This is a genomic window from Streptomyces sp. S465 (assembly GCF_026898115.1).
Classification (GTDB): domain Bacteria; phylum Actinomycetota; class Actinomycetes; order Streptomycetales; family Streptomycetaceae; genus Streptomyces; species Streptomyces luomodiensis.
In genome coordinates this window covers 4,515,552-4,533,701 of sequence record NZ_CP114036.1, presented here as the reverse complement: position 1 = coordinate 4,533,701, position 18,150 = coordinate 4,515,552, and the positions used below count along the sequence as shown (strand labels likewise).

The 18,150-nt window shown below is 72.3% G+C and carries 17 protein-coding genes and 1 pseudogene; 7 read left to right on the top strand and 11 right to left on the bottom strand.

Annotation, left to right across the window (positions count from 1 at the left end; genetic code table 11):
* Positions 1-210: 210 nt before the first annotated feature.
* A pseudogene (locus N6H00_RS40545) lies at positions 211-621 on the top strand (signal peptidase II); the annotation flags it as partial.
* 97 nt (positions 622-718) lie between these two features.
* Here the strand turns inward: N6H00_RS40545 and N6H00_RS19050 are convergent.
* From N6H00_RS19050 to N6H00_RS19025, 6 genes are all read right to left on the bottom strand, one after another.
* Positions 719-1,282 carry a zf-HC2 domain-containing protein gene (locus N6H00_RS19050; protein ID WP_268972978.1) on the bottom strand — a complete coding sequence of 188 codons (564 nt, stop codon included), beginning with the start codon at positions 1,280-1,282 and terminating at the stop codon, positions 719-721.
* The gene (locus N6H00_RS19045) at positions 1,279-1,824 is read right to left on the bottom strand and encodes an RNA polymerase sigma factor (protein ID WP_268972977.1); all 546 of its coding nucleotides are present in this window, start codon (positions 1,822-1,824) and stop codon (positions 1,279-1,281) included. The genes N6H00_RS19050 and N6H00_RS19045 overlap by 4 nt, the downstream gene beginning before the upstream one ends.
* A 136-nt stretch (positions 1,825-1,960) precedes the next feature.
* Positions 1,961-2,782 (bottom strand): zf-HC2 domain-containing protein, encoded by an 822-nt coding sequence (locus N6H00_RS19040; protein WP_268972976.1) that lies wholly within the window; start codon positions 2,780-2,782, stop codon positions 1,961-1,963.
* Positions 2,779-3,375 (bottom strand): sigma-70 family RNA polymerase sigma factor, encoded by a 597-nt coding sequence (locus N6H00_RS19035; RefSeq protein ID WP_268972975.1) that lies wholly within the window; start codon positions 3,373-3,375, stop codon positions 2,779-2,781. The genes N6H00_RS19040 and N6H00_RS19035 overlap by 4 nt, the downstream gene beginning before the upstream one ends.
* 193 nt (positions 3,376-3,568) lie before the next feature.
* Positions 3,569-4,597, bottom strand: a complete 1,029-nt coding sequence (locus tag N6H00_RS19030) for a rod shape-determining protein (RefSeq protein ID WP_268972972.1) — start codon at positions 4,595-4,597, stop codon at positions 3,569-3,571.
* A gap of 166 nt (positions 4,598-4,763) precedes the next feature.
* On the bottom strand, positions 4,764-6,452 hold the full coding sequence (locus N6H00_RS19025; protein WP_268972971.1) for a bifunctional 3'-5' exonuclease/DNA polymerase: 1,689 nt from the start codon (positions 6,450-6,452) through the stop codon (positions 4,764-4,766).
* Between the two features lie 372 nt (positions 6,453-6,824).
* Here N6H00_RS19025 and N6H00_RS19020 point away from each other — a divergent pair, with 372 nt between their 5' ends.
* Both N6H00_RS19020 and N6H00_RS19015 read left to right on the top strand, forming a co-directional pair.
* Positions 6,825-7,058: a DUF397 domain-containing protein gene (locus N6H00_RS19020; protein WP_268977041.1), complete on the top strand. Its 234-nt coding sequence runs from the start codon at positions 6,825-6,827 to the stop codon at positions 7,056-7,058.
* Between the two features lie 62 nt (positions 7,059-7,120).
* Positions 7,121-8,272, top strand: coding sequence for a site-2 protease family protein (locus N6H00_RS19015; RefSeq protein ID WP_268972970.1), 1,152 nt, complete (start codon positions 7,121-7,123; stop codon positions 8,270-8,272).
* Positions 8,273-8,375: 103 nt separating this feature from the next.
* Here N6H00_RS19015 and N6H00_RS19010 read toward each other — a convergent pair whose 3' ends face one another.
* On the bottom strand, positions 8,376-8,864 hold the full coding sequence (locus N6H00_RS19010; RefSeq protein WP_268972969.1) for an ATP-binding protein: 489 nt from the start codon (positions 8,862-8,864) through the stop codon (positions 8,376-8,378).
* Between the two features lie 303 nt (positions 8,865-9,167).
* Here N6H00_RS19010 and N6H00_RS19005 point away from each other — a divergent pair, with 303 nt between their 5' ends.
* Together N6H00_RS19005 and N6H00_RS19000 are read left to right on the top strand one after the other, a co-directional pair.
* Positions 9,168-10,031: a helix-turn-helix domain-containing protein gene (locus tag N6H00_RS19005; RefSeq protein ID WP_268972968.1), complete on the top strand. Its 864-nt coding sequence runs from the start codon at positions 9,168-9,170 to the stop codon at positions 10,029-10,031.
* A gap of 196 nt (positions 10,032-10,227) precedes the next feature.
* Positions 10,228-11,685, top strand: a complete 1,458-nt coding sequence (locus N6H00_RS19000) for an aldehyde dehydrogenase family protein (protein ID WP_268972967.1) — start codon at positions 10,228-10,230, stop codon at positions 11,683-11,685.
* Between the two features lie 22 nt (positions 11,686-11,707).
* On the opposite strand, the gene N6H00_RS18995 is transcribed toward N6H00_RS19000, so the two are convergent.
* Genes N6H00_RS18995 through N6H00_RS18980 form a run of 4 tightly spaced genes read right to left on the bottom strand, consistent with a single transcriptional unit; the run spans position 11,708 to position 15,408 of the window.
* Positions 11,708-12,370, bottom strand: coding sequence for a GntR family transcriptional regulator (locus N6H00_RS18995; RefSeq protein WP_268972966.1), 663 nt, complete (start codon positions 12,368-12,370; stop codon positions 11,708-11,710).
* A gap of 46 nt (positions 12,371-12,416) precedes the next feature.
* The gene (locus N6H00_RS18990; RefSeq protein ID WP_268972965.1) at positions 12,417-13,076 is read right to left on the bottom strand and encodes a 4-carboxy-4-hydroxy-2-oxoadipate aldolase/oxaloacetate decarboxylase; all 660 of its coding nucleotides are present in this window, start codon (positions 13,074-13,076) and stop codon (positions 12,417-12,419) included.
* A 20-nt stretch (positions 13,077-13,096) separates the two neighbouring features.
* Entirely contained in the window at positions 13,097-14,479 is a 1,383-nt protein-coding gene (locus tag N6H00_RS18985; protein WP_268972964.1) for an MFS transporter, read from the bottom strand.
* Between the two features lie 59 nt (positions 14,480-14,538).
* Positions 14,539-15,408 (bottom strand): DUF1932 domain-containing protein, encoded by an 870-nt coding sequence (locus tag N6H00_RS18980; RefSeq protein WP_268972963.1) that lies wholly within the window; start codon positions 15,406-15,408, stop codon positions 14,539-14,541.
* Positions 15,409-16,128: 720 nt separating this feature from the next.
* Here N6H00_RS18980 and N6H00_RS18975 point away from each other — a divergent pair.
* Together N6H00_RS18975 and N6H00_RS18970 are read left to right on the top strand one after the other, a co-directional pair.
* Positions 16,129-16,758 (top strand): PadR family transcriptional regulator, encoded by a 630-nt coding sequence (locus tag N6H00_RS18975; RefSeq protein WP_268972962.1) that lies wholly within the window; start codon positions 16,129-16,131, stop codon positions 16,756-16,758.
* A gap of 65 nt (positions 16,759-16,823) precedes the next feature.
* Positions 16,824-18,137, top strand: coding sequence for a hypothetical protein (locus tag N6H00_RS18970; RefSeq protein ID WP_268972961.1), 1,314 nt, complete (start codon positions 16,824-16,826; stop codon positions 18,135-18,137).
* The last annotated feature ends 13 nt before the right edge of the window (positions 18,138-18,150 follow it).

Sequence of the window (18,150 nt, the reverse complement as noted above, 5' to 3'; positions counted from 1 at the left end):
TGGGGCCTGTCCGGTTGCCTGGGTCGTCCTGGGTTGGCCGGGGTCGCCCGGGGCGCCCGGGAGCGTCCGGGACGACCCCGGCCCCTCCGTACCGCCCCGCGGCCCCTCCGGCCCGGACTCGTTGTGCCGGAAGGGAAGCGGGGCGGGCGCTCGGTGGGTTTCCCTTCCGGGCCGCGGACCGCGCCCGCGGGCCGGCCCCGAGGGAGGCCGATGATGAAGCCCCGTCCGGCGGCCGGTCGGCTGCTCTTCCCCCTGATCGCGCTCGTCGTGATCGTGGCCGATCAGCTGACCAAGGCCATGGCGCTGGCCGCCTGGAGCGGCACCTTCGGTCCGCAGGCCCGGTTCGGGCCGTTCAGCGCGCTGCTGGTGCGCAATACCGGGGTGGCCTTCGGCCTGGGACACAGCAGGCCCGCCCTCATCGTCGTGATCACACTCGCGGGCGCGGTCGCCACACTGGCCGCGGCCGGCGCGGGGCTGCGGGCGCGCGGCCGGGGCGCGGCGCTCGGCCTGGGGCTGATCGCCGGGGGAGCGACGGGCAACGGCGCCGACCGGATGATCCGGTCGCCGGGCCCGTTGCGCGGCGCCGTCATCGACTGGATCACGGTGGACGCCCGGGGCCCGGTGTTCAACCTCGCCGATGTGGCCCTGATCACCGGCATTCTGCTCACCGCGGCCCTGCTGCTGCGCAGGACCCCGCGCGCGCTGCCCGGCCCGGCCGTCAGCCTCCGGCCTTGTGCACCGCGCCCTGATCCGCGTCCCGCTCCGCCCCCGGCGCCGTCCCGGGGACCGTCTCCGTCCCCGGCACCGGCTCCGTCCTCGGCACCGGGTCCGCCGCCGGCACCGCCTCCGTCCTCGGCACCGGCTCCGTCCTCGGCACCGCCTCCGTCCTCGGCACCGGCTCCGTCCTCGGCATCGGCTCCGCCGCCGGCACCGGCTCCGCCCCCGGCATCGGGTCCGCTCCCGGCTCCCGGCTCTCCCGCTCCGCGAGGGACTCCGCGAAGTCCCTGAGCCGGTCCAGCACCGCCTCGTCCGTCGCCCCGCGGGCGGCCAGCGCCTCACCGATGCGCTGGTAGACGGCGAGCTCCCGGGCGCAGCGGTGGCACTCGGCCACATGGGCCCGCACCCGGGCGGCGGCCGGCGCGTCCAGCTCCCCGTCCAGATACGACTGGAGCATCGGCGCGCCCACGGGACACCGGGTGGTCCGGCGCCGCTCGGTGGTCGCCTGTGCGGTTCGGGTGATCGGCGCGGTCCGCGTGGTCCGCCACCATGTCCATCTGCTCATGCGCCACCTCGCTCCGATTCCACTCCCGCGGCCAGCAGCCGGCTCCGGATCCGCTTGCGCGCCCGGTGCAGCCTGCTCATCACCGTCCCCTTGGGGACGTCCAGCACCTGTGCGGCCTCCGCGTACGACAGCCCGTCCACATGCACCAGCCGCACCACCTGCTGGTCCCGCAGCGGAAGTGCCGTGAACGCGGCGTCCACGGCCTCGTCGAACGTCGTGTCGACCACCAGTTCCTCCGGTGTCGCGCCCCGGGCGGGGACCAGCCGCTCCAGGTCGGTGTCCGGATCGTCGAGCAGCCGGGGCCGGCGCTGGCGGCGCCGGCTGACCTCCGCATGCCGCATGATCGTCAGCAGCCAGGCCCGCGGATGTCTCCCGTCGAAACGGCCGACCGCCCGGTAGGCCCGTAGGAGCGTGTCCTGTACGAGATCCTCGGCGTCGGCCCGCTGGGCGGTCAGTGACATGGCCACGCGCAGCAGCACCTCGACCTCCGGCAACACATACTGAGCGAACATGCGCTGCTGATGGGCGTCCGGGTCAGCCACGGGTGCCTCCTCGGATCCGGACCCCCCGGGGACGCGAAGCACGACATATCACACTCTGTGTAACATCTCGTTCACCACGCCGCACGGAGTGATCGGCGATCCGGGTGGCACCGGCCGGAAGGCCCGTCGGCGGACGTCAGGCGGCCAGGGAGATCAGGCGCTTTCCCTCGTCCGTACGGACCTCGAGACGTTCGATGTCGGCGCGCTTCATCGCCGCGCCGCCGTGGGCCCACAGCGGCTCTCTCGCGACCGCCTTGGGGCTGTCCTCGATGCCGTATCCCCACGTGGGCACGGACCAGGTCATCATCGTCTGCTCACGGCCGTCCCTGGAGATCGCGATCAGGCTGCAGTCCAGGGGGCCTTTGACGTTCTTCAGCCTGAGCACGGCGTCGGTGCCCCACATCCTGTCCTCCAGCGCGACCGCCGCGTCCACCTCGGTGTCCGGGTCGGTGCCCCGCACCTTGTCCGGCATCCGCTCGAAGAGGCCGCGCTCGCTGGGCGCGGCCGAGACGGAGCTGTCCGAGCCGCCGCCGGAGGTGACCGCGACGGTGCCGAGCGGACCGCCGACGATCAGCGCGGCCGCCGCCGCGACCAGGTACAGACCGCGCCGCCGCCGCTTGGCGCGGGACGCGGCGACCTCGCCCGCCACGCGGTGGAGCACGGCCGGGCCGGGGCGCGCGGTGAGGGTCTCGATGGCGCCCGGGGTGGCGCTGAAGGCATGCGGGGTGTGACCGGTGAGCCGGGTCCGCCCGGGGCTGCCGTGGATTCCGGGGACATCGGCGGCCAGCGCGGCCAGCAGGGGTTCCAGTCCGGCCAGCTCGTCCAGCCGCCGTCCGCACGGGGCGCAGCCGGCCAGATGCTCCTCGAACCGGGCGGCGTCCGCCTCGTCGAGCACGCCGAGCGCATACGCGCCGACGGCGTCGTGTCCCGGGTGGTGGTGATGCGTCCGCGCTGTCATGCCGTCACTCCTCTCTCCTCCAGCGCGAGCTTCATGGAGCGCAGCGCGTAGAAGACCCGGGACCGTACCGTCCCGCTGGGTATGCCGAGGGTCTGGGCCGCCTCGCTGACGGTCCGCCCCTTGAAGTAGGTCTCGACCAGCACCTCGCGGTGGGCGTCGCTGAGGTCCTGCATCGCGTCGGCCAGGGTCATCAGCCGTAGCGCGCGGTCGATCTCGTCCTCCGCGGGCAGGAGTTCCAGCGGGGAGGGGTCGACCTCCTGCGGCCGGGCCTGCCGGCTGCGGTGTCCGTCGATGACGATCCGCCGGGCGACCGTGACCAGCCAGGGCCGGATGGAGCCGGTGGCCCGGGACAGCCGGTCGGCGTTCCGCCAGGCGCGCACCAGGGTCTCCTGGACGACGTCCTCCGCACGGTGCCGGTCGCCCGCGACCAGCCGCAGCACGAACGCGAACAACGGTCCGGCGTGCTCCTGGTAGAGCGCGCGGATGAGCTGCTCGTCCGGCGTGCCACGGCGGGATCTCGACGGACGCTCATCGGCCACGGCGGCGTCGTCGCGCACCTGAACCTCCAGGACCTGACCTGAGTTGGACAACATCAACGGACGACTCCCGGTCTGTGCCCCCGGGGGGATCGGCGGCCATGCCGGCCTCTTCCCCCTTCACTACGCAGGGGAGGAGACGGCCGCTCAACGCGTCGCGAAGAATTTCCGATCAGGCGTCAGGAGACGGGGTCAAGGGGCGGGATCAGGCGGCGGCACCGGCACCCGGAGACGCGATCAGGCGGCGGGGTCAGGAGACCATCGCGTCCAGCGCCAACGGCTGCACCTTGCCGTCGAGCATCGCGCCGAGCCCCTCGACCGCGCAGACGTCGGGGTGGTCGGCGATGCTCAGCGGCATACCGGTGGCCTCCCGCAGCATCTCGTCGAACCCCGGCAGCACCGCGCTGCCGCCGGCCAGCATGATGCCGCGGTCGGCGAGGTCGGCCACCAGATCGGGCGGGCAGCGGCGCAGCACCGTGCCGATGGCGTCCAGCACCCCGGTGAGCGGGGTGCGGATGGCGGTCCGCACGCTCTCGACGTCGATCCGTACGGACCGGGCGAGCCCCGTGGCCACGTCCCGGCCGTGCACCTCGGTGCTGCCCGAGGCCGGTGCGCCCTCCTTGAGGACCAGATGCAGGGGGCGGACGGCCTGGCTGGGCAGCATCAGCGCGTGCTCGTTGCGCAGGTGCTGGACGACGGCGTGGTCCACGGTCTCCCCGCCCACCGGTACCCGCTCGGCGGCCACGATCGAGCCCAGCGACAACACCGCGACCTGGGTGGTGGCCGCGCCGCACACCACGATCATCGTCGCCTCGGGCCGTTCGACGGGCAGACCGCAGCCCACGGCGGCGGCGATCAGGCTGTCCACCAGCTCGACCCGCTTGGCGCCGATACCGGTGAGTGTCTCCACGGCGGCGCGCTGGGCGAGTGGGTTGGCGTCGTGCTGGACGCAGACGGCGGCGCTCACCAGCGGCCGGCGCCGCCAGGCCCGGCGCAGCTTGTTGCCCAGCAGCAGCCGCAGCATCCGCTGGGCCATGGCGATGTCGACGACGGTGCCGTTGGAGACCGGCCGTACCACCTGGATGTGCGCGGGCGTCCGCCCGCTCATCCGCTCCGCCGGCGTGCCGACCGCGATCAGCCCGCCGGTGAGGGTGTTCACGGCGGCGACGGTCGGCTCGTCCACGATGAGCCCGGTCCGTCTGAGGTAGACACGCGTTCTGGCCGCGCCGAGGTCGACGGCGATGGAGCAGCGGCGCAGTGCCTCGAGACTGATGGTCATGGCAGGTCTCCCCGGTGGGCGGCGTGGCGGGCCGCCGCCCGGCGGCCCTCCGCTCTCATCGTGTGGGGAGGGCCGGGACCCCTGCCTGTGGGGCTGAGCCGGTCGGGGGAGGGGCCGTACCCCGTGGCCGCCTGCTGTCGGGGGACGGGCCGCACCCGGTGGCCGCCTACTTCGCGTCGGCGTAGCACTCCACCGCCGCCATGGTGAAGGGGAACCGCACCGGTGTCGGTCCGAAGGCGATCCGGCCGGCCGTCCGGCCCGCCTCGGCGATCGCCTCCCGGACCGTGTCGGCCTCCTGAGCGGGGCAGTGCACGATCACCTCGTCGTGCTGGAAGAAGACGATCTCCGCGCGCAGCCCCGCCCCGGCCAGCGACCGCCGCAGTGCCGCGAGCATCAGCAGGGCCCAGTCGGCGGCGCTGCCCTGCACCACGAAGTTCCGGGTGAACCGGCCCCGCGCGCGGGCGCCGGCCGTGCTGCCGTACGACGGCTCCGCCTGGTCCCGGGGCAGCCCCGCCTCGTCGGCCGGCTCCTCGGTGGCGTCCCCGGCGGGCGGGCAGGTGCGGCCCAGCCAGGTGCGCACCAGCCGGCCCTCCTCGCCCGCGCGGGCCGCCTCGTCCACATACGCCACCGCCGCCGGGAAGCGCCGCCGCAGGGCCGCCAGATGCTTGAGGCCGTCGCCGGAGGTCTGGCCGTACACCGCGCCCAGCAGCGCGAGCTTGGCCTGGTCGCGGTTGCCGACCACGCGCGTCTCGGACAGCGTCGCGTACAGGTCCCGGGCGCTGCCCGCGACCTCCATGAGCCCGGGGTCCCGGGAGATCGCGGCGAGCACCCGGGGCTCCATCTGGTCGGCGTCGGCCACGACCAGCCGCCACCCCGGATCGGCCACCACCGCGCGCCGCACCACCTTGGGGATCTGGAGCGCGCCGCCGCCGTGGGTGGTCCAGCGGCCGGAGACGGTGCCGCCGGGCAGGTACTCGGGGCGGAAGCGGCCGTCGCGCACCCAGGACTGGAGCCAGGCCCAGCCGTGGGCGGTGTGCAGCCGGTAGAGCTTCTTGTAGCGCAGCAGCGGCTCCACGGCGGGGTGGTCGATCCGCCGCAGCTCCCAGGCGCGGGTCGAGCCGAGCGCGATGCCCGCGCGGGCGAACGCCCTGATGACCTCGGCGGGCAGATCGGGCCGCACCCGGGTGCCGAAGGCGCGTGACACCTCGTCGGCCAGCTCGGCCAGGCGCCGTGGCTCCAGACCGCCCGGATAGCGCTCGCCGAGCAGCTCGTCCAGCAGCTCCCGGTGGCGGTCGGCCCGCCAGGGCACCCCGGCGCGCCGCATCTCGGCGGCGATCAGCGTCCCCGCCGACTCGGCGGTGGTCAGCAGCCGCATCCGGTCCGGGTGCTCGGCCGCCTCCGTACGGACCAGCTGCCCCGCGTACACCGCGAGCAGCGCGTCGAGCGGGTCGGTGCCCGGCGGCAGCGGCGGCGGGCCGGGTTCGAACAGCGACGGCTGGGCCCCGGCCGCCCGGGGCGGCGGATCCTCGGGGACGGGCAGTCCGCGCAGCCGCGCCCAGGCGGCGGCGAGCGAACGCGGCGCGCCCGAGCGCCCCTCATGGCCGAGGAGCAGTGCCTCGGCCGCCTCGACGTCGTAGGCCCGCTCGACCCGGACCCCGGCGGCCAGCAGCCGCGGATAGACCTCGGCGGTGGACCGCCACACCCACCGGTCGGCCTCGGGGCGGGACCGCACGGCCTCGGCGATCCCGCCCTGCTCCGCCGTCACCTCGACAACCGGTCCGGCGGCCTTTCCCCCGGGGCCGAGCGGGCAGAGACGAACACCCCCGTGATCCGTCTCCGCCGCCGCCCATCTCATGCCCGTGAGTCTGGCAGGGGGGTCTGACAACGGTCCGACAACGCCGGGCGACGCCCGCACGACGCGGGGCGACGAGGCCGGCTCAACGCCGGGCGACGCCCGCACCAGGCCGGGCGACGAGGCCGGCTCAACCCGGGGGAGGACCCCCGCGTCCTTCATGACGACTGCTCTCCATCACGCGGGGCAGGAGACGCCGGGTGTCGGGTGATCACGCCGATACGCAAGGTGCACGTGCATCTGCTGGTGCATCTACCTGTGCAGAGGCGAGTGCATTCGCTCATGCATTCGCAAAGGAACGCGGCTATGATCCGGGGCAGTTGACAGCTGCACGAACAGTGGAGAAGCCCTGTGCGCGACCACCCGTACAACGGCATGGCGGCCGCGGACCTTCAGGGGGTCGTCTGGCAGAAGAGCAGACACAGCAACTCCCAGGGGTCCTGTGTCGAGTTCGCCAAACTGCCCGGCGGGGACGTGGCTGTCCGCAACTCCCGGTTCCCCGACGGCCCGGCGCTGATCTACACCCCGGCCGAGGTCGAGGCGATGCTGCGCGGGGCCAAGGACGGCGAATTCGACCATCTGGCACACGATCCGGCCGCTCTGGGCTGATCGCCGCGGACGCGCGACACTGGTAGTGGCAGGCGGGGGCACCCGACTGATGTGAGACGGCGATGAACGGCTCGGTCCGCGTCGGACGCGTACTCGGGGTTCCACTGCGGATGCACTGGAGCGTCCCAGTGCTCATCGTGCTGCTCGCTTACGGGCTCGGCCACGAGACGCTGCCCGCGTGGACCCCCGGCCGGACAACCGCCGTCTACGCCTTCGCCAGCGCCGTCGGCGCCGTACTGCTGATGGGCAGCCTGCTGCTGCACGAGGCCGCGCACGCGGTCACCGCCCGCAAGCGGGGCGTCTCGGTGGAGGACGTGACGCTGTGGGCGCTTGGCGGCATGACCAAGATGGGACGGCCCCGCACCGCCGGGGTCGCGTTCTGGGTGGCCGTCAGCGGGCCGCTCACCAGCCTGGTCATCGGCGGTATCGCGGTCGGCGCGGGGATCGGGGTGCACGCGCTCACCGGATGGGGGGTGTCCACCGCCGTCCTGATCTGGCTGGGCTGGGCCAATCTGCTGCTGGGCGTCTTCAATCTGCTGCCCGCCGCGCCGCTGGACGGCGGACGGGTGGTCCAGGCGGTGATCTGGTGGCGCACCGGGGACCGTCAACGCGCCGAGCGGGCGGCGGGGCGCAGTGGGCAGATCCTCGGCGTGGCGCTCATCGCGCTCGGCTGGATCTCCTTCCTGCGCGGGAACACCGGCGGGCTGTGGCTCTCGCTCATCGGCCTGTTCATGGTGATCATCGCCAATGCGGAGCGGCAGCGGGCCGGAGTCGACACGGCGCTGCGCGGGGTGCGGGTGGGCGACGCGATGTCGGCGCCGGTCGCCACCGGGGCGGACTGGCTGACCGTGGAGCGGTTCATCGACGAGGTGGCGGCCCACTCCCGGCATTCGGTGCTGCCGCTGCTGGACTTCGAGGGGCGGCCCAGCGGGGTCGTCCAGCTGCGCGCCCTCGCGGCGGTGCCGGCCGGGGCCCGGGAGACCCAGCGGGCGCGCGATGTGGCGATACCGCTGGCGCGGTGCACGGTGGCCGAGCCCGGTGAGCTGCTGAGCGAGGTGCTGGAACGGGCGCGTCCGGGCGGTGGCGGAATGCCGGTGCTGGTGGTGGACCACGGGCGGCTGGAGGGCATCGTCACGATGCACGATGTGACCCGGCTCTTCCAGCTGCACAGCCTGGGCATCACCACGGCCCCGCCGGAGTCCACCCGCCCGTGACCACCCGCCCGTGACCACCCGCCCGTGACCATCCGCCCGTGACCATCCGCCCGTGACCATCCGCCGATGACCGCCCGCCCGTGCGAACCGAGCGCGCGGCCGGTTACGTCCGGGGCAGGTGGAAGACGGCCCAGACGATCTTGCCGCGCCGGGTGCCCGCGAGCGGCCGCCAGCCCCAGCCGTCCGTGAAGGACTCCACCAGGTGCAGGCCGCGCCCCGACTCCTCGCCGCAGCCCGCCTCGCCCGCCACCGGACCCACCTCGCTGGGGTCGCGTACCGCGCACACCAGCCGTGAGGGGCCGCGCATCAGGTGCAGCCGCACCGGGCGGTCCGGCTCACCGGCCGCCGGGCCGCAGGGCAGGGCGTGCCGGAGCGCGTTGGTGACCAGTTCGGAGACGACCAGCGCCACTTCGTCGAGGAGCTCGGGGATGTCCCACTGCCGCAGGGTCGAGCCGGTGAACTGACGGGCGCCCTTGACCGCCTCGTAGCGGGCGGGGAGTGCGCAGGAGACGGCCCCGGAGACACCGGAGGGATCGATCGGGGCAAGCCCCTGCCACAAGGGTTCCAGCAGGGTTGAACCTTCGTTCCCCATGCGAGCACCCCCGCATCCGTGGCCGTGACGAATCCTGGCCAGATTTCGTACCAGCTTGCCCGTGCGCACACCTATGGTTCCGAATGCGCACGGCAGATGCAAGGGCAGATGCACGTGCACGGCCTTCAGTTGGTCCGGTCCGCTCGGTTTTACCGGGATTTCTGACTCCGTACACTGATGTTCAACCCGTGGCTGAGTAACGACGCGCATACGGCGCGCAGCCCGATCAGTGGCAGACTTCGCCTCCAGGGGCCGCGGGGCGCCGTTCGCAAGGATGCTTTCCGTACAGGGAGGATCGCCGACATGGCCGCAGGCGAGTCGAGTGGATCGGTGGTGCGCCGGATCCTCCTGGGCTCTCAGCTCAGGCGGTTGCGCGAGGCCCGCGGCATCACCCGTGAGGCGGCGGGCTATTCGATCCGGGCCTCCGAGTCCAAGATCAGCCGGATGGAGCTGGGCCGGGTGAGCTTCAAGGCGCGGGACGTCGAGGACCTGCTGACCCTGTACGGAGTCAGCGACGACGCGGAGCGCGCGGCGCTGCTCGGGCTCGCCCGCGAGGCCAATGTCGCCGGGTGGTGGCACAGTTACGGCGATGTGCTGCCCGGCTGGTTCCAGACCTACGTCGGCCTGGAGGGCGCCGCCTCCCATATCGCCTGCTACGAGGTCCAGTTCATCCACGGGCTGCTCCAGACCGAGGGCTACGCCCACGCCGTGGTCGCCTGCGGCCAGCCGCAGGCGTGCGCATCGGAGGTGGACCGGCGGGTGGCGCTGCGGCTGGAGCGGCAGAAGCTGCTGGTCTCCGAGCGCGCCCCGGCGTTCCACGTGGTGCTGGACGAGGCCGCGCTGCACCGCCCCTACGGCGGGCGGAGCGTGATGTCCGCCCAGCTGCGCCATCTGCTCACGGTCTCCGAGTACCGGCATGTGACGCTCCAGGTGATGCCGTTCGCCTTCGGCGGGCACGCGGCGGAGAGCGGGGCGTTCACCCGGCTGCGGTTCCCGGAGTCCGATCTGCCCGACGTCGTCTATCTGGAACAGCTGACCAGCGCGCTCTACCTGGACAAGCCCGATGAAGTGGCCCACTACGAGCGGGTGCTGGAGCGGCTGAGCGCCGACAGCCTCTCCCCGGAGAAGAGCCGGGACCTGCTCCGCGGGCTCCTCCGCGATGCCTGACGCGCCCAGTGGCGCATCGGCGTCTCATCGGTGCCGCATCGGCGTCTCATCAGTGGCGCATCAGTGCCTCATCAGCGACTCGTCAATGACGCGCCGATAACCCGCCAGTAGGATGACGTTCTGTCAGGAATACCGAATACCCCCACCTGTGCGCGGTTGTCGGTGAACGGCACCGCGTCATCCAGAGAGGGATGGCATGTCCTACTTCTCCGAGTTGGCCCTTCAGTTCATCGACGGCGAGTGGCGCGGTGGAAGCGGTTCCTGGGACATCGTGGACTTCAACCCCTACAACGGGGAGAAGCTCGCCTCCATCACCGTGGCGACCGTCGAGGAGGTGGACCTGGCCTACCGGGCGGCCGAGCGGGCGCAGTCCGCGTGGGGTGCCACCAACCCCTATGCCCGCCGGGCGGTCTTCGAGCGGGCGCTGCGGATCATCGAGGAGCGGGAGAAGGAGCTCACCGAGGCGATCATCGCGGAGTGCGGTGGCACGCATGTGAAGGCGGGCTTCGAGCTGCACCTGGCCAAGGAGTTCCTGCGGGAGGCGGTCCAGCTGGCGCTGCGGCCCGAGGGCCGCATCCTGCCGTCGCCCGTCGACGGCAAGGAGAACCGGCTCTACCGGCTGCCGGTGGGCGTGGTCGGTGTCATCAGCCCGTTCAACTTCCCCTTCCTGCTGTCGCTGAAGTCGGTCGCCCCCGCGCTGGCCCTCGGCAACGCCGTCGTCCTCAAGCCGCACCAGAACACCCCGGTCTGCGGCGGCGGTCTGGTCGCCAGGATCTTCGAGGAGGCCGGGCTGCCCGCCGGGCTGCTCAATGTCGTGGTCACCGACATCGCGGAGATCGGCGACGCCCTGATCGAGCACCCCGTCCCGAAGGTGATCTCGTTCACCGGCTCGGACAAGGTCGGCCGGCATGTCGCCACCGTGGCCGCCGCCCACTTCAAGCGCACGGTCCTGGAGCTGGGCGGCAACAGCGCGCTGGTCGTGCTCGACGACGCCGACCTGGACTACGCGGTGGACGCGGCGGTCTTCAGCCGCTTCGTCCACCAGGGGCAGGTCTGTATGGCGGCCAACCGGGTGCTGGTGGACCGGGCGGTGGAGCGGGAGTTCACCGAGAAGTTCGTGGCCAAGGTGGAGACGCTCAAGGTGGGCGACCCGGGCGATCCCACCACCCACATCGGCCCGCTGATCAACGAGAGCCAGGCCGAGGCGATCACCTCGCTCGTCGACCAGACGATCGCCGACGGCGCCACCGCGCTGGTGCGGGGCCGCACCGAGGGCACCCTGATGGGGCCGATCGTGCTCAGCGGGGTCCCGGAGGGCTCGGCGATCCTCGGCCAGGAGGTGTTCGGGCCGGTGGTGACGCTGATTCCGTTCGACGGCGACGACGAGGCCGTCCGGATCGCCAATGACACGGACTACGGGCTCAGCGGCGCCGTGCACACCGGCGACGTGGAGCGCGGGGTGCGGTTCGCCCAGCGGGTCCACACCGGCATGATCCACGTGAACGACAGCACGGTCCACGACGAGCCGATCGTGCCGTTCGGCGGGGAGAAGCACTCCGGGCTGGGGCGGCTCAACGGGGAGTCGATGATCGAGGACTTCACCACCACCAAGTGGATCTCCATCCAGCACGGCCGGAGCCAGTTCCCGTTCTGAACCGGCGGGAACGGTGGATTCCTCACCCCCGCTGGTGCTGTAGGGGCGCCGGCGCCGCGGTCAGTGCCAGGTAGGAAAGCCGCAGGTGAGCCTCCATGACGGCGCGCGCGGCGGCGGCATCGCGGAGGGCGATGGCGTTGGTCAGTTCGCGGTGGTCCTGGAGGCTGCGCCCGAGTTGGTGACTGTTGTAAAGCTGGAAGGAGCCCAGCATCATCGGCGCGCGGGCGAGGTTGGCGGCGATGCCGTACAGGCGAGGTGAGGCGGCACATTGCAGCACGAGGAGATGAAACTCGTGGTTGCGGTGTGCTAGTTCATCGCGGAAGTCAGGGGCTTGCTCTGTGGCGCAGGCTTCCATCCGGTCGCACAGGGTGTAGAGCTCGGTGAGCTGTGAGTCGGTGCGGCGTTCGGCGGCGAGTTGGGCGGCGTACGGCTCGAGCATGGAGCGGATCGTCATGACTTCGGTGGCGTCGCTGTCGGTCCAGGAGGCCACGAAGGCGCCGCGGTTGGTCTCGATGGTGACCAGGCCGTCCTCGCTGAGTCGGCGCAGGGCGTTGCGGACCGGTGTGCGGCTGACGCCGTACTCGGCGCGGAGGTTTTCTTCGACGAGGTGCTCGCCGGGGGCGAGCTGGCCGGTCTGGATGGAGGATTTGAGAGCGCGGTAGATCGCGTCTGCTGGCCGCCCCAATCTTGTTCGCCTCCTCATACCGGTTGCCCCCGGCAAGACTAGCCGACTACCGGCTTGCCTCCGTGGTGCCCGGGTGAGGGAGTCCGAGCAGGTCAAGGGTGGATTCACCGGCGCGGATGCGGTCGCGGAAGTGAGCTTCCTTGGCGGCACGGGCCTCGGAGGCGGACAGGGCGTGCTCGGTGCGGTCGGCGGCGATGCGGACGAGGCCGTCGGCGTCTCCGAGGATCACGTCGCCGGGTTGGATGAGGACGCCTCCGACGGTGACGGGAACGTTGACCTGGCCGGGGACGGCCTTGCTGGTGCCCTTGATGGACAGACCGCGGGCGAAGACCGGGAAGCCGGCCTCGATGATGTCGCGGCTGTCGCGGACGGCACCGTCGATGACGAGTCCGGCCAGCCCTCGTTCCTGGGCTGCGCAGGTCAGGACGTCGCCCCAGGGCCCTGCTTCGGTGTAGCCCTGGGCGTTGACGACGAGGACGTCGCCGGGGCCGGCCTGGAGGAGTGCCACGTGGATGTACCAGTTGTCGGCGGGCGCCAGGTCGACGGTGACGGCGGTGCCGACCAGCGTGCGGCCGGCGTCGAGCGGCTTGAGACCGGCGTCCAGGGCGCCGGTCCGGCCGTTGGCCTCGTAGACGGTGGCCGCGCCGAGTTCGCGCAGACGGGTGAGGACTCGCTGAGGGGGACGGGGAGCCTGGATGAGGGTCACGTTCGGTCCTTCGGGATCGGCTAGCGGGAGGTGTCGGCCGCGGGGGTAGGCGTGGGGGTGCGGTCGTGGTCGGTGTTGGTGGGCGCGCGCAGTGTGGCTTCGGCGTCGCGGACGAAGCGCAGGCGCACCACGAGGAGACCGGAGACGATCAGGACGACGGCCACGAGGGCGAGGCCGAGGTTGTTGCCGCCGGTGGCACTCTGCAACGCCCCGAAGCCGTAGGGGCCCACGAAGCCTCCGAGGTTGGCGATGGAGTTGATGGAGGCCATCCCGACCGCGGCGGCGGAGCCCGTCATGAACAGCGAGGGCAGCGACCAGAAGGGGCCGTAGGTCGCGTAGACCGCGGCGGTGACGACGGTGAGCAGCAGGAGCGACAACGTAATGCTGTCGTCGGCCAAAGGCATGGCGCACAGTCCGGCGGCGGCGACGAACAGGGGCAGGGCGACGTGCCAGCGCCGTTCGCGTGTGCGGTCGGAGCGGCGGGCCCACCACACCATGAACACCGCGGCCACGCCGTAGGGCAGGGCGCTGAGCACGCCGACCATCGTGTTGCTGAGGTTGTCCTCGAGACCGCTGACGATCTGCGGGGTGAAGAAGGCAAGGACGTAGATGGCGACGGATTTGCTGTAGTAGATCAGGGCGAGGGCCAGAGTGCGCCAGCCGGCAAGGCTGCGCCAGAAGCCTGTGTGCTGATTGCGTGCGGCCTTGGCGACGTCCTCTGCTTCCAGGGTCGCGGTCAGCCATGCCTTGTCCTCGGCGGAGAGCCACTTGGCCTGCTGCGGGGTGTCGGTGAGCAGGAACAGGGTGACCAGGCCCAGCAGAACGGCGGGCAGACCCTCGATGATGAAGACCCAGCGCCAGCCGGAGACGCCGAACCAGTGGACGTGGTCGAGGATGAGGCCGGACAGCGGTCCGGCGATCAGGGTGGCCACCGGGAGGGCCACCATGAACTGGGCAACCACGCGGGCACGTTCACGTTCGGGGATCCAGTAGCTCAGGTAGAGGATGACGCAGGGGAAGAAGCCGGCCTCGGCGACGCCGAGGATCACACGGGCGATGGCCAGCTGGGTGAAGTTGTGCACGAAGCCGGTCGCCACCGCGACAGCGCCCCAGCTGAAGAGGATGCGGGCGATCCAGCGCCGGGCGCCGACCTTGCGCATGAGCATGTTGCTGGGCACTTCGAAGAGGAAGTAGCCGATCGAGAACAGGCCCGCTATCAGACCGAACTGGGCCTGGCTGATCCCCAGGTCGGCGTTCATGTCGAGGGCGGCATAGCCGACGTTGGCGCGGTCGATGAAGGCGATGACGTAGAGCAGTGCCAGGAACGGTACGAGCCGCAGTTTGACCTTGTTGACGACGGCGGGCCTGTACTGTCCGGCCACGTCATTGGGGACTGTGGACATGACTCTCCGCTGAAGAGGTGGATGAGGAAAGGTGGGGGGCGGGCTAAGGGAGGCACGGATCAGAGCGGGTTCGAGCGGGTCGCGGTGATCCAGCCGATCGCTGCGTCGACGGTGTCGGCCTCGGGGACGGAGGAGTCGGCAGCCGCCCGGGTTACCGCAAAGCACTGCTCGGTGGCGCGGGTCATCGCGCTCGGGCAGCCGATCTGCTCAAGCTGCTCAGCGGCCTGCGCGACCTCGTACTCGCGGCGGGCGGCGTGCCTTGGGTGGGTGCGGGTCATGGCCTGGAGCAGGTTGGCGAAGCCCGTGCGGTCCACGTCCTGCAGAGCGGGCCAGAGCTGATCGAGCACGCCGTAGGCACGGGCAGCAGGCAGGCACTCCACGGCCAGCGCCTCCAGCCCCTTCATCAGCACCGAGCGCAGGAGCTTCACCCGCATCGCGTCACCAGGGCGACTGTCGTCCAGCACCGTGACCGGCGCGCCGAGTTCCCGGAACAGGTCGAGGAGTTCCGGGATCGTCTCGCCCGCGTAGAGCAGCGGGGTGGCGGCCCCGCTGACCGCCACCGACCCGGTGATGGCGATGTCGACGTAGCGTGCGGAGGTTTGTGCGCAGCGTGAGGCGGCGTCCCGCTTCGCGTCCGCAGAGGCGGTGCTCAGGTCGGCGATCACGGCACCGGCGGGGAGACGAGGTAGCAGTGAGTCGAGCACTGGCTGGAGCGCACCGCCCGGGGTGGCCAGCAGCACCAGCTCCGCCCCGCTCAGCCATTGCCCCGTCTCACGGTGCAGTGACAGGCTCCGCCCGTCGGCAAAAGCCACCGCCGCAGACGCCGGAGCGGGATCGAGCAACTCCAGGCGCGGAGCAGAACTGAGCCGTAGGGCCTTCTCGGCGTAGGCCAGACCCACCTCGCCGCAGCCCACGATCACGATCTTCATGCTTGGGGACCTCGCCTTCCGCACACAGCAACCCACACTCACCAGTGCATCGTGCAATCAGAGAACAATCCGCAGCGTTAACGTCGGGAAATCGCACGTTAGTCGTTTGGTTGTACTTTGATAGCACGGTTGAGGTGGCCTGCCTACCCCTCTCCGGATCACGCACCACCGGGGGACCGGGGCCGCGATGTCGCAGCACACAGCCCCGCGGTCCTGCCCGGGAGCGTCCACGCGCAGCAACCTGGGCAAGGGTCGGCACCGCAGAGAGCGGTGCAGCATCCGAACAATCGGCCCGGCGGCCTGATTCAGTGAGTGCCGATCGGGGCTGCCGCAACCGTGCCGACCCGGCCGAAGCCGGCACGGTTGCGGCAGCGGGCGGGGTGCGGGTGCCGGCCCGGGGTGGGGAAGGACTGTGAAGGTCGCCACTTCCGTTCGGCGGTACGCCGACGCGCGGCTCCTCATCGCGAAGCGCGAACAGAGCTCTCGCCGACCACCTCACAGCCCACGGCCTGGTCCCGGAGATGCTCGCCGGACCCCTGCCCGGCATCTACGACCCGACCGGGGCGATGCCGGAGCCGGACTGGTCGGTCCTCGACCGGTGACGTGCGCGGTGGCGCGACCGGTGACGCGAGCGGTGATCCGCCCGGTCCGGTGGCGCCCTCCGACGCGGCACTAGCCTGGTCACGGCGGGGACGGGACCAGGATGGAGAAGAGCGGGCGATGTCAGCGATCCGGCTGCTGGTGCTGGGGGCCGTGCGCCAGCACGGGCGGGCGCACGGCTACCAGGTCCGTAACGACCTGGAGTTCTGGGGCGCGCACCAGTGGTCCAACGCCAAACCCGGGTCGATCTACCACGCCCTCAAGCAGATGGCGAAGCAGGGCTTGATGCACGCCCACGACGTCGCGCCGAGCACGGCCGGCGGGCCGCCGCGGACCGAGTACGAGCTGACCGAGGCGGGCGAGGAGGAGTACGTCCGGCTGCTGCGGGAGGCGTTGCTGCGCCATGACCAGAAGATCGACGAGCTGACGGCCGGGGTGGGGTTCATCGTCGACCTGCCCCGTGCCGAGGCGATCACCCTGCTGAAGCGGCGGGTGGCGGCGCTGGAGGAGTGGCGGGCCGAGGTGACCCGGCACTGGACGCCGCCGGACGGCACGCCCGAGGAGTGGGGCCATATCGGCGAGATCATGAAGTTCTGGGTGCACTCCGCGGACAGCGGGGCCGAGTGGACCCGTGGGCTGATCGAGCGGCTCGAGGGCGGGGCGTATGTGATGGCGGGCGAGGGGGAGCGCTCGGTGGACGTCCTGCCGGACGGCGCCCCCAACCCGTACGCCGAACCCGGCACCGACTGAGAAAGCCACGCGACCGAGGACGGCTGCCCGCACCGGTCGTCGCCGGTTGCGGCTACGGTTCAGGTATGGGGAACGACAGGTCGGGCACGGGGGCGGAGACGGTGAGCGGGCCCGGTTATGCCCTGCTGCTCGCCGCCGGCCCGGTCGGAAAACAGCGACTGATGGACGCGACCGCCGCGCTGCCCCAGCTCGCCGCCGTACCACCGGCGGCGCTGCTGGGCACGCCCGGCGGCGCCAGCGTCGTCCAACTCGTGGACCCGGTCGATCCGCAGACCGTGCTGACGCATCTGCGGACGGCCGCCGCGCACCCGGGCCCGGTGCTGGTCCATCTCACGGGCCAGCTCACGCTCGACGCCAAACAGCGGCTGCCGCATGTGGCGTTGGCCCGTACGGCGCCGAGGACGGTCCGCTACACCGCGCTGCCCTGGCACTGGCTGGCGGCCGAGCTCGGCGGACGGCCGCCGGGCAGTACCGTCGTGGTCGCCGATCTGGTGGCCGACGAGACGGCCTGGCCGCTGCTGAGGGCCGCCGGGCCGTACGGGCTCGCCGCCGGGCTGACGCTGTACGGCACGGTGGCGCCCGCCCGGCCCAAGCGGGGGATGGCGACGCCGGGCTACAGCCAGGCGTTCGCCGGGCTGCTGCGGGCCGCCGCCGAACGCCCGCCGTTCGCGCTGCTGCATCAGCGGGCCGCGGCGGAGGCGGGGTTGGGCGGCGGTCCCGAACTGCTGCTGGACGGCGCCGGACCGGACGAGACGTACGCGGTCCCGGCCGCCTTCGCGCCGGAGGTCCGGCCGGCCGGTCCGGTGGCGGCCGGTCCGGTGGCGGCCGGCCCGCCCCCGCTGCCGCCGGGCACTGCCGAACCGTTCCGGCCGGCCGGTCCCGTGCGGGTCCCGGCGCCACCGGCCCACGCTCCCGCGCCCGGACGGGCGCCCGTACCCGATCCGCACGCCGCGATACACGCCGCGATATTCGAGGCGGCCAACGCGGGGCGGCACAGCGAGGCGGCCTCGATGGCGGCCGCCTGGGAGCAGGAGGCATTCCGGACGGCCGGTCCCCGCTCCGCCGAGGCGATCCACTGGCTGGAGGTCCGCGCCGACCTCTCCCGGATCGCCGGGGACCCGGCCCGCGCCTGTGAGCTGTGGCTCGCGGTGGCCGACGCGCGGCTGGGCAACGGGGAGCCGGCCGGTCACCCGGAGGTCGAGGGGGCCGTGGACCGGGCGCACCACCAGTGGCAGTTCGTCCAGGACCGGGCCAGGGCCGCCGCCCTCGCCCCGCTGCTGCTCGACCTGCGGGGCCGGGTGCCCGGCCGCAGACCCGGCGCCCTGGAGGCGGTCCGGCGCCGGGCCGAGCTGCTCCGGTCCCCGGCCCAGACGGGCTGACAGGGGCAGGCGG

Bases quoted from the DNA above. Each gene is read 5' to 3' on its own strand.
- N6H00_RS19050 (WP_268972978.1), bottom strand. From the start codon at position 1,282: ATGAGCAGATGGACATGGTGGCGGACCACGCGGACCGCGCCGATCACC.
- N6H00_RS19040 (WP_268972976.1), bottom strand. From the start codon at position 2,782: ATGACAGCGCGGACGCATCACCACCACCCGGGACACGACGCCGTCGGC.
- N6H00_RS19035 (WP_268972975.1), bottom strand. From the start codon at position 3,375: ATGTTGTCCAACTCAGGTCAGGTCCTGGAGGTTCAGGTGCGCGACGAC.
- N6H00_RS19030 (WP_268972972.1), bottom strand. From the start codon at position 4,597: ATGACCATCAGTCTCGAGGCACTGCGCCGCTGCTCCATCGCCGTCGAC.
- N6H00_RS19025 (WP_268972971.1), bottom strand. From the start codon at position 6,452: ATGAGATGGGCGGCGGCGGAGACGGATCACGGGGGTGTTCGTCTCTGC.
- N6H00_RS19020 (WP_268977041.1), top strand. From the start codon at position 6,825: ATGGCGGCCGCGGACCTTCAGGGGGTCGTCTGGCAGAAGAGCAGACAC.
- N6H00_RS19015 (WP_268972970.1), top strand. From the start codon at position 7,121: ATGAACGGCTCGGTCCGCGTCGGACGCGTACTCGGGGTTCCACTGCGG.
- N6H00_RS19010 (WP_268972969.1), bottom strand. From the start codon at position 8,864: ATGGGGAACGAAGGTTCAACCCTGCTGGAACCCTTGTGGCAGGGGCTT.
- N6H00_RS19005 (WP_268972968.1), top strand. From the start codon at position 9,168: ATGGCCGCAGGCGAGTCGAGTGGATCGGTGGTGCGCCGGATCCTCCTG.
- N6H00_RS19000 (WP_268972967.1), top strand. From the start codon at position 10,228: ATGTCCTACTTCTCCGAGTTGGCCCTTCAGTTCATCGACGGCGAGTGG.
- N6H00_RS18985 (WP_268972964.1), bottom strand. From the start codon at position 14,479: ATGTCCACAGTCCCCAATGACGTGGCCGGACAGTACAGGCCCGCCGTC.
- N6H00_RS18980 (WP_268972963.1), bottom strand. From the start codon at position 15,408: ATGAAGATCGTGATCGTGGGCTGCGGCGAGGTGGGTCTGGCCTACGCC.
- N6H00_RS18975 (WP_268972962.1), top strand. From the start codon at position 16,129: ATGTCAGCGATCCGGCTGCTGGTGCTGGGGGCCGTGCGCCAGCACGGG.
- N6H00_RS18970 (WP_268972961.1), top strand. From the start codon at position 16,824: ATGGGGAACGACAGGTCGGGCACGGGGGCGGAGACGGTGAGCGGGCCC.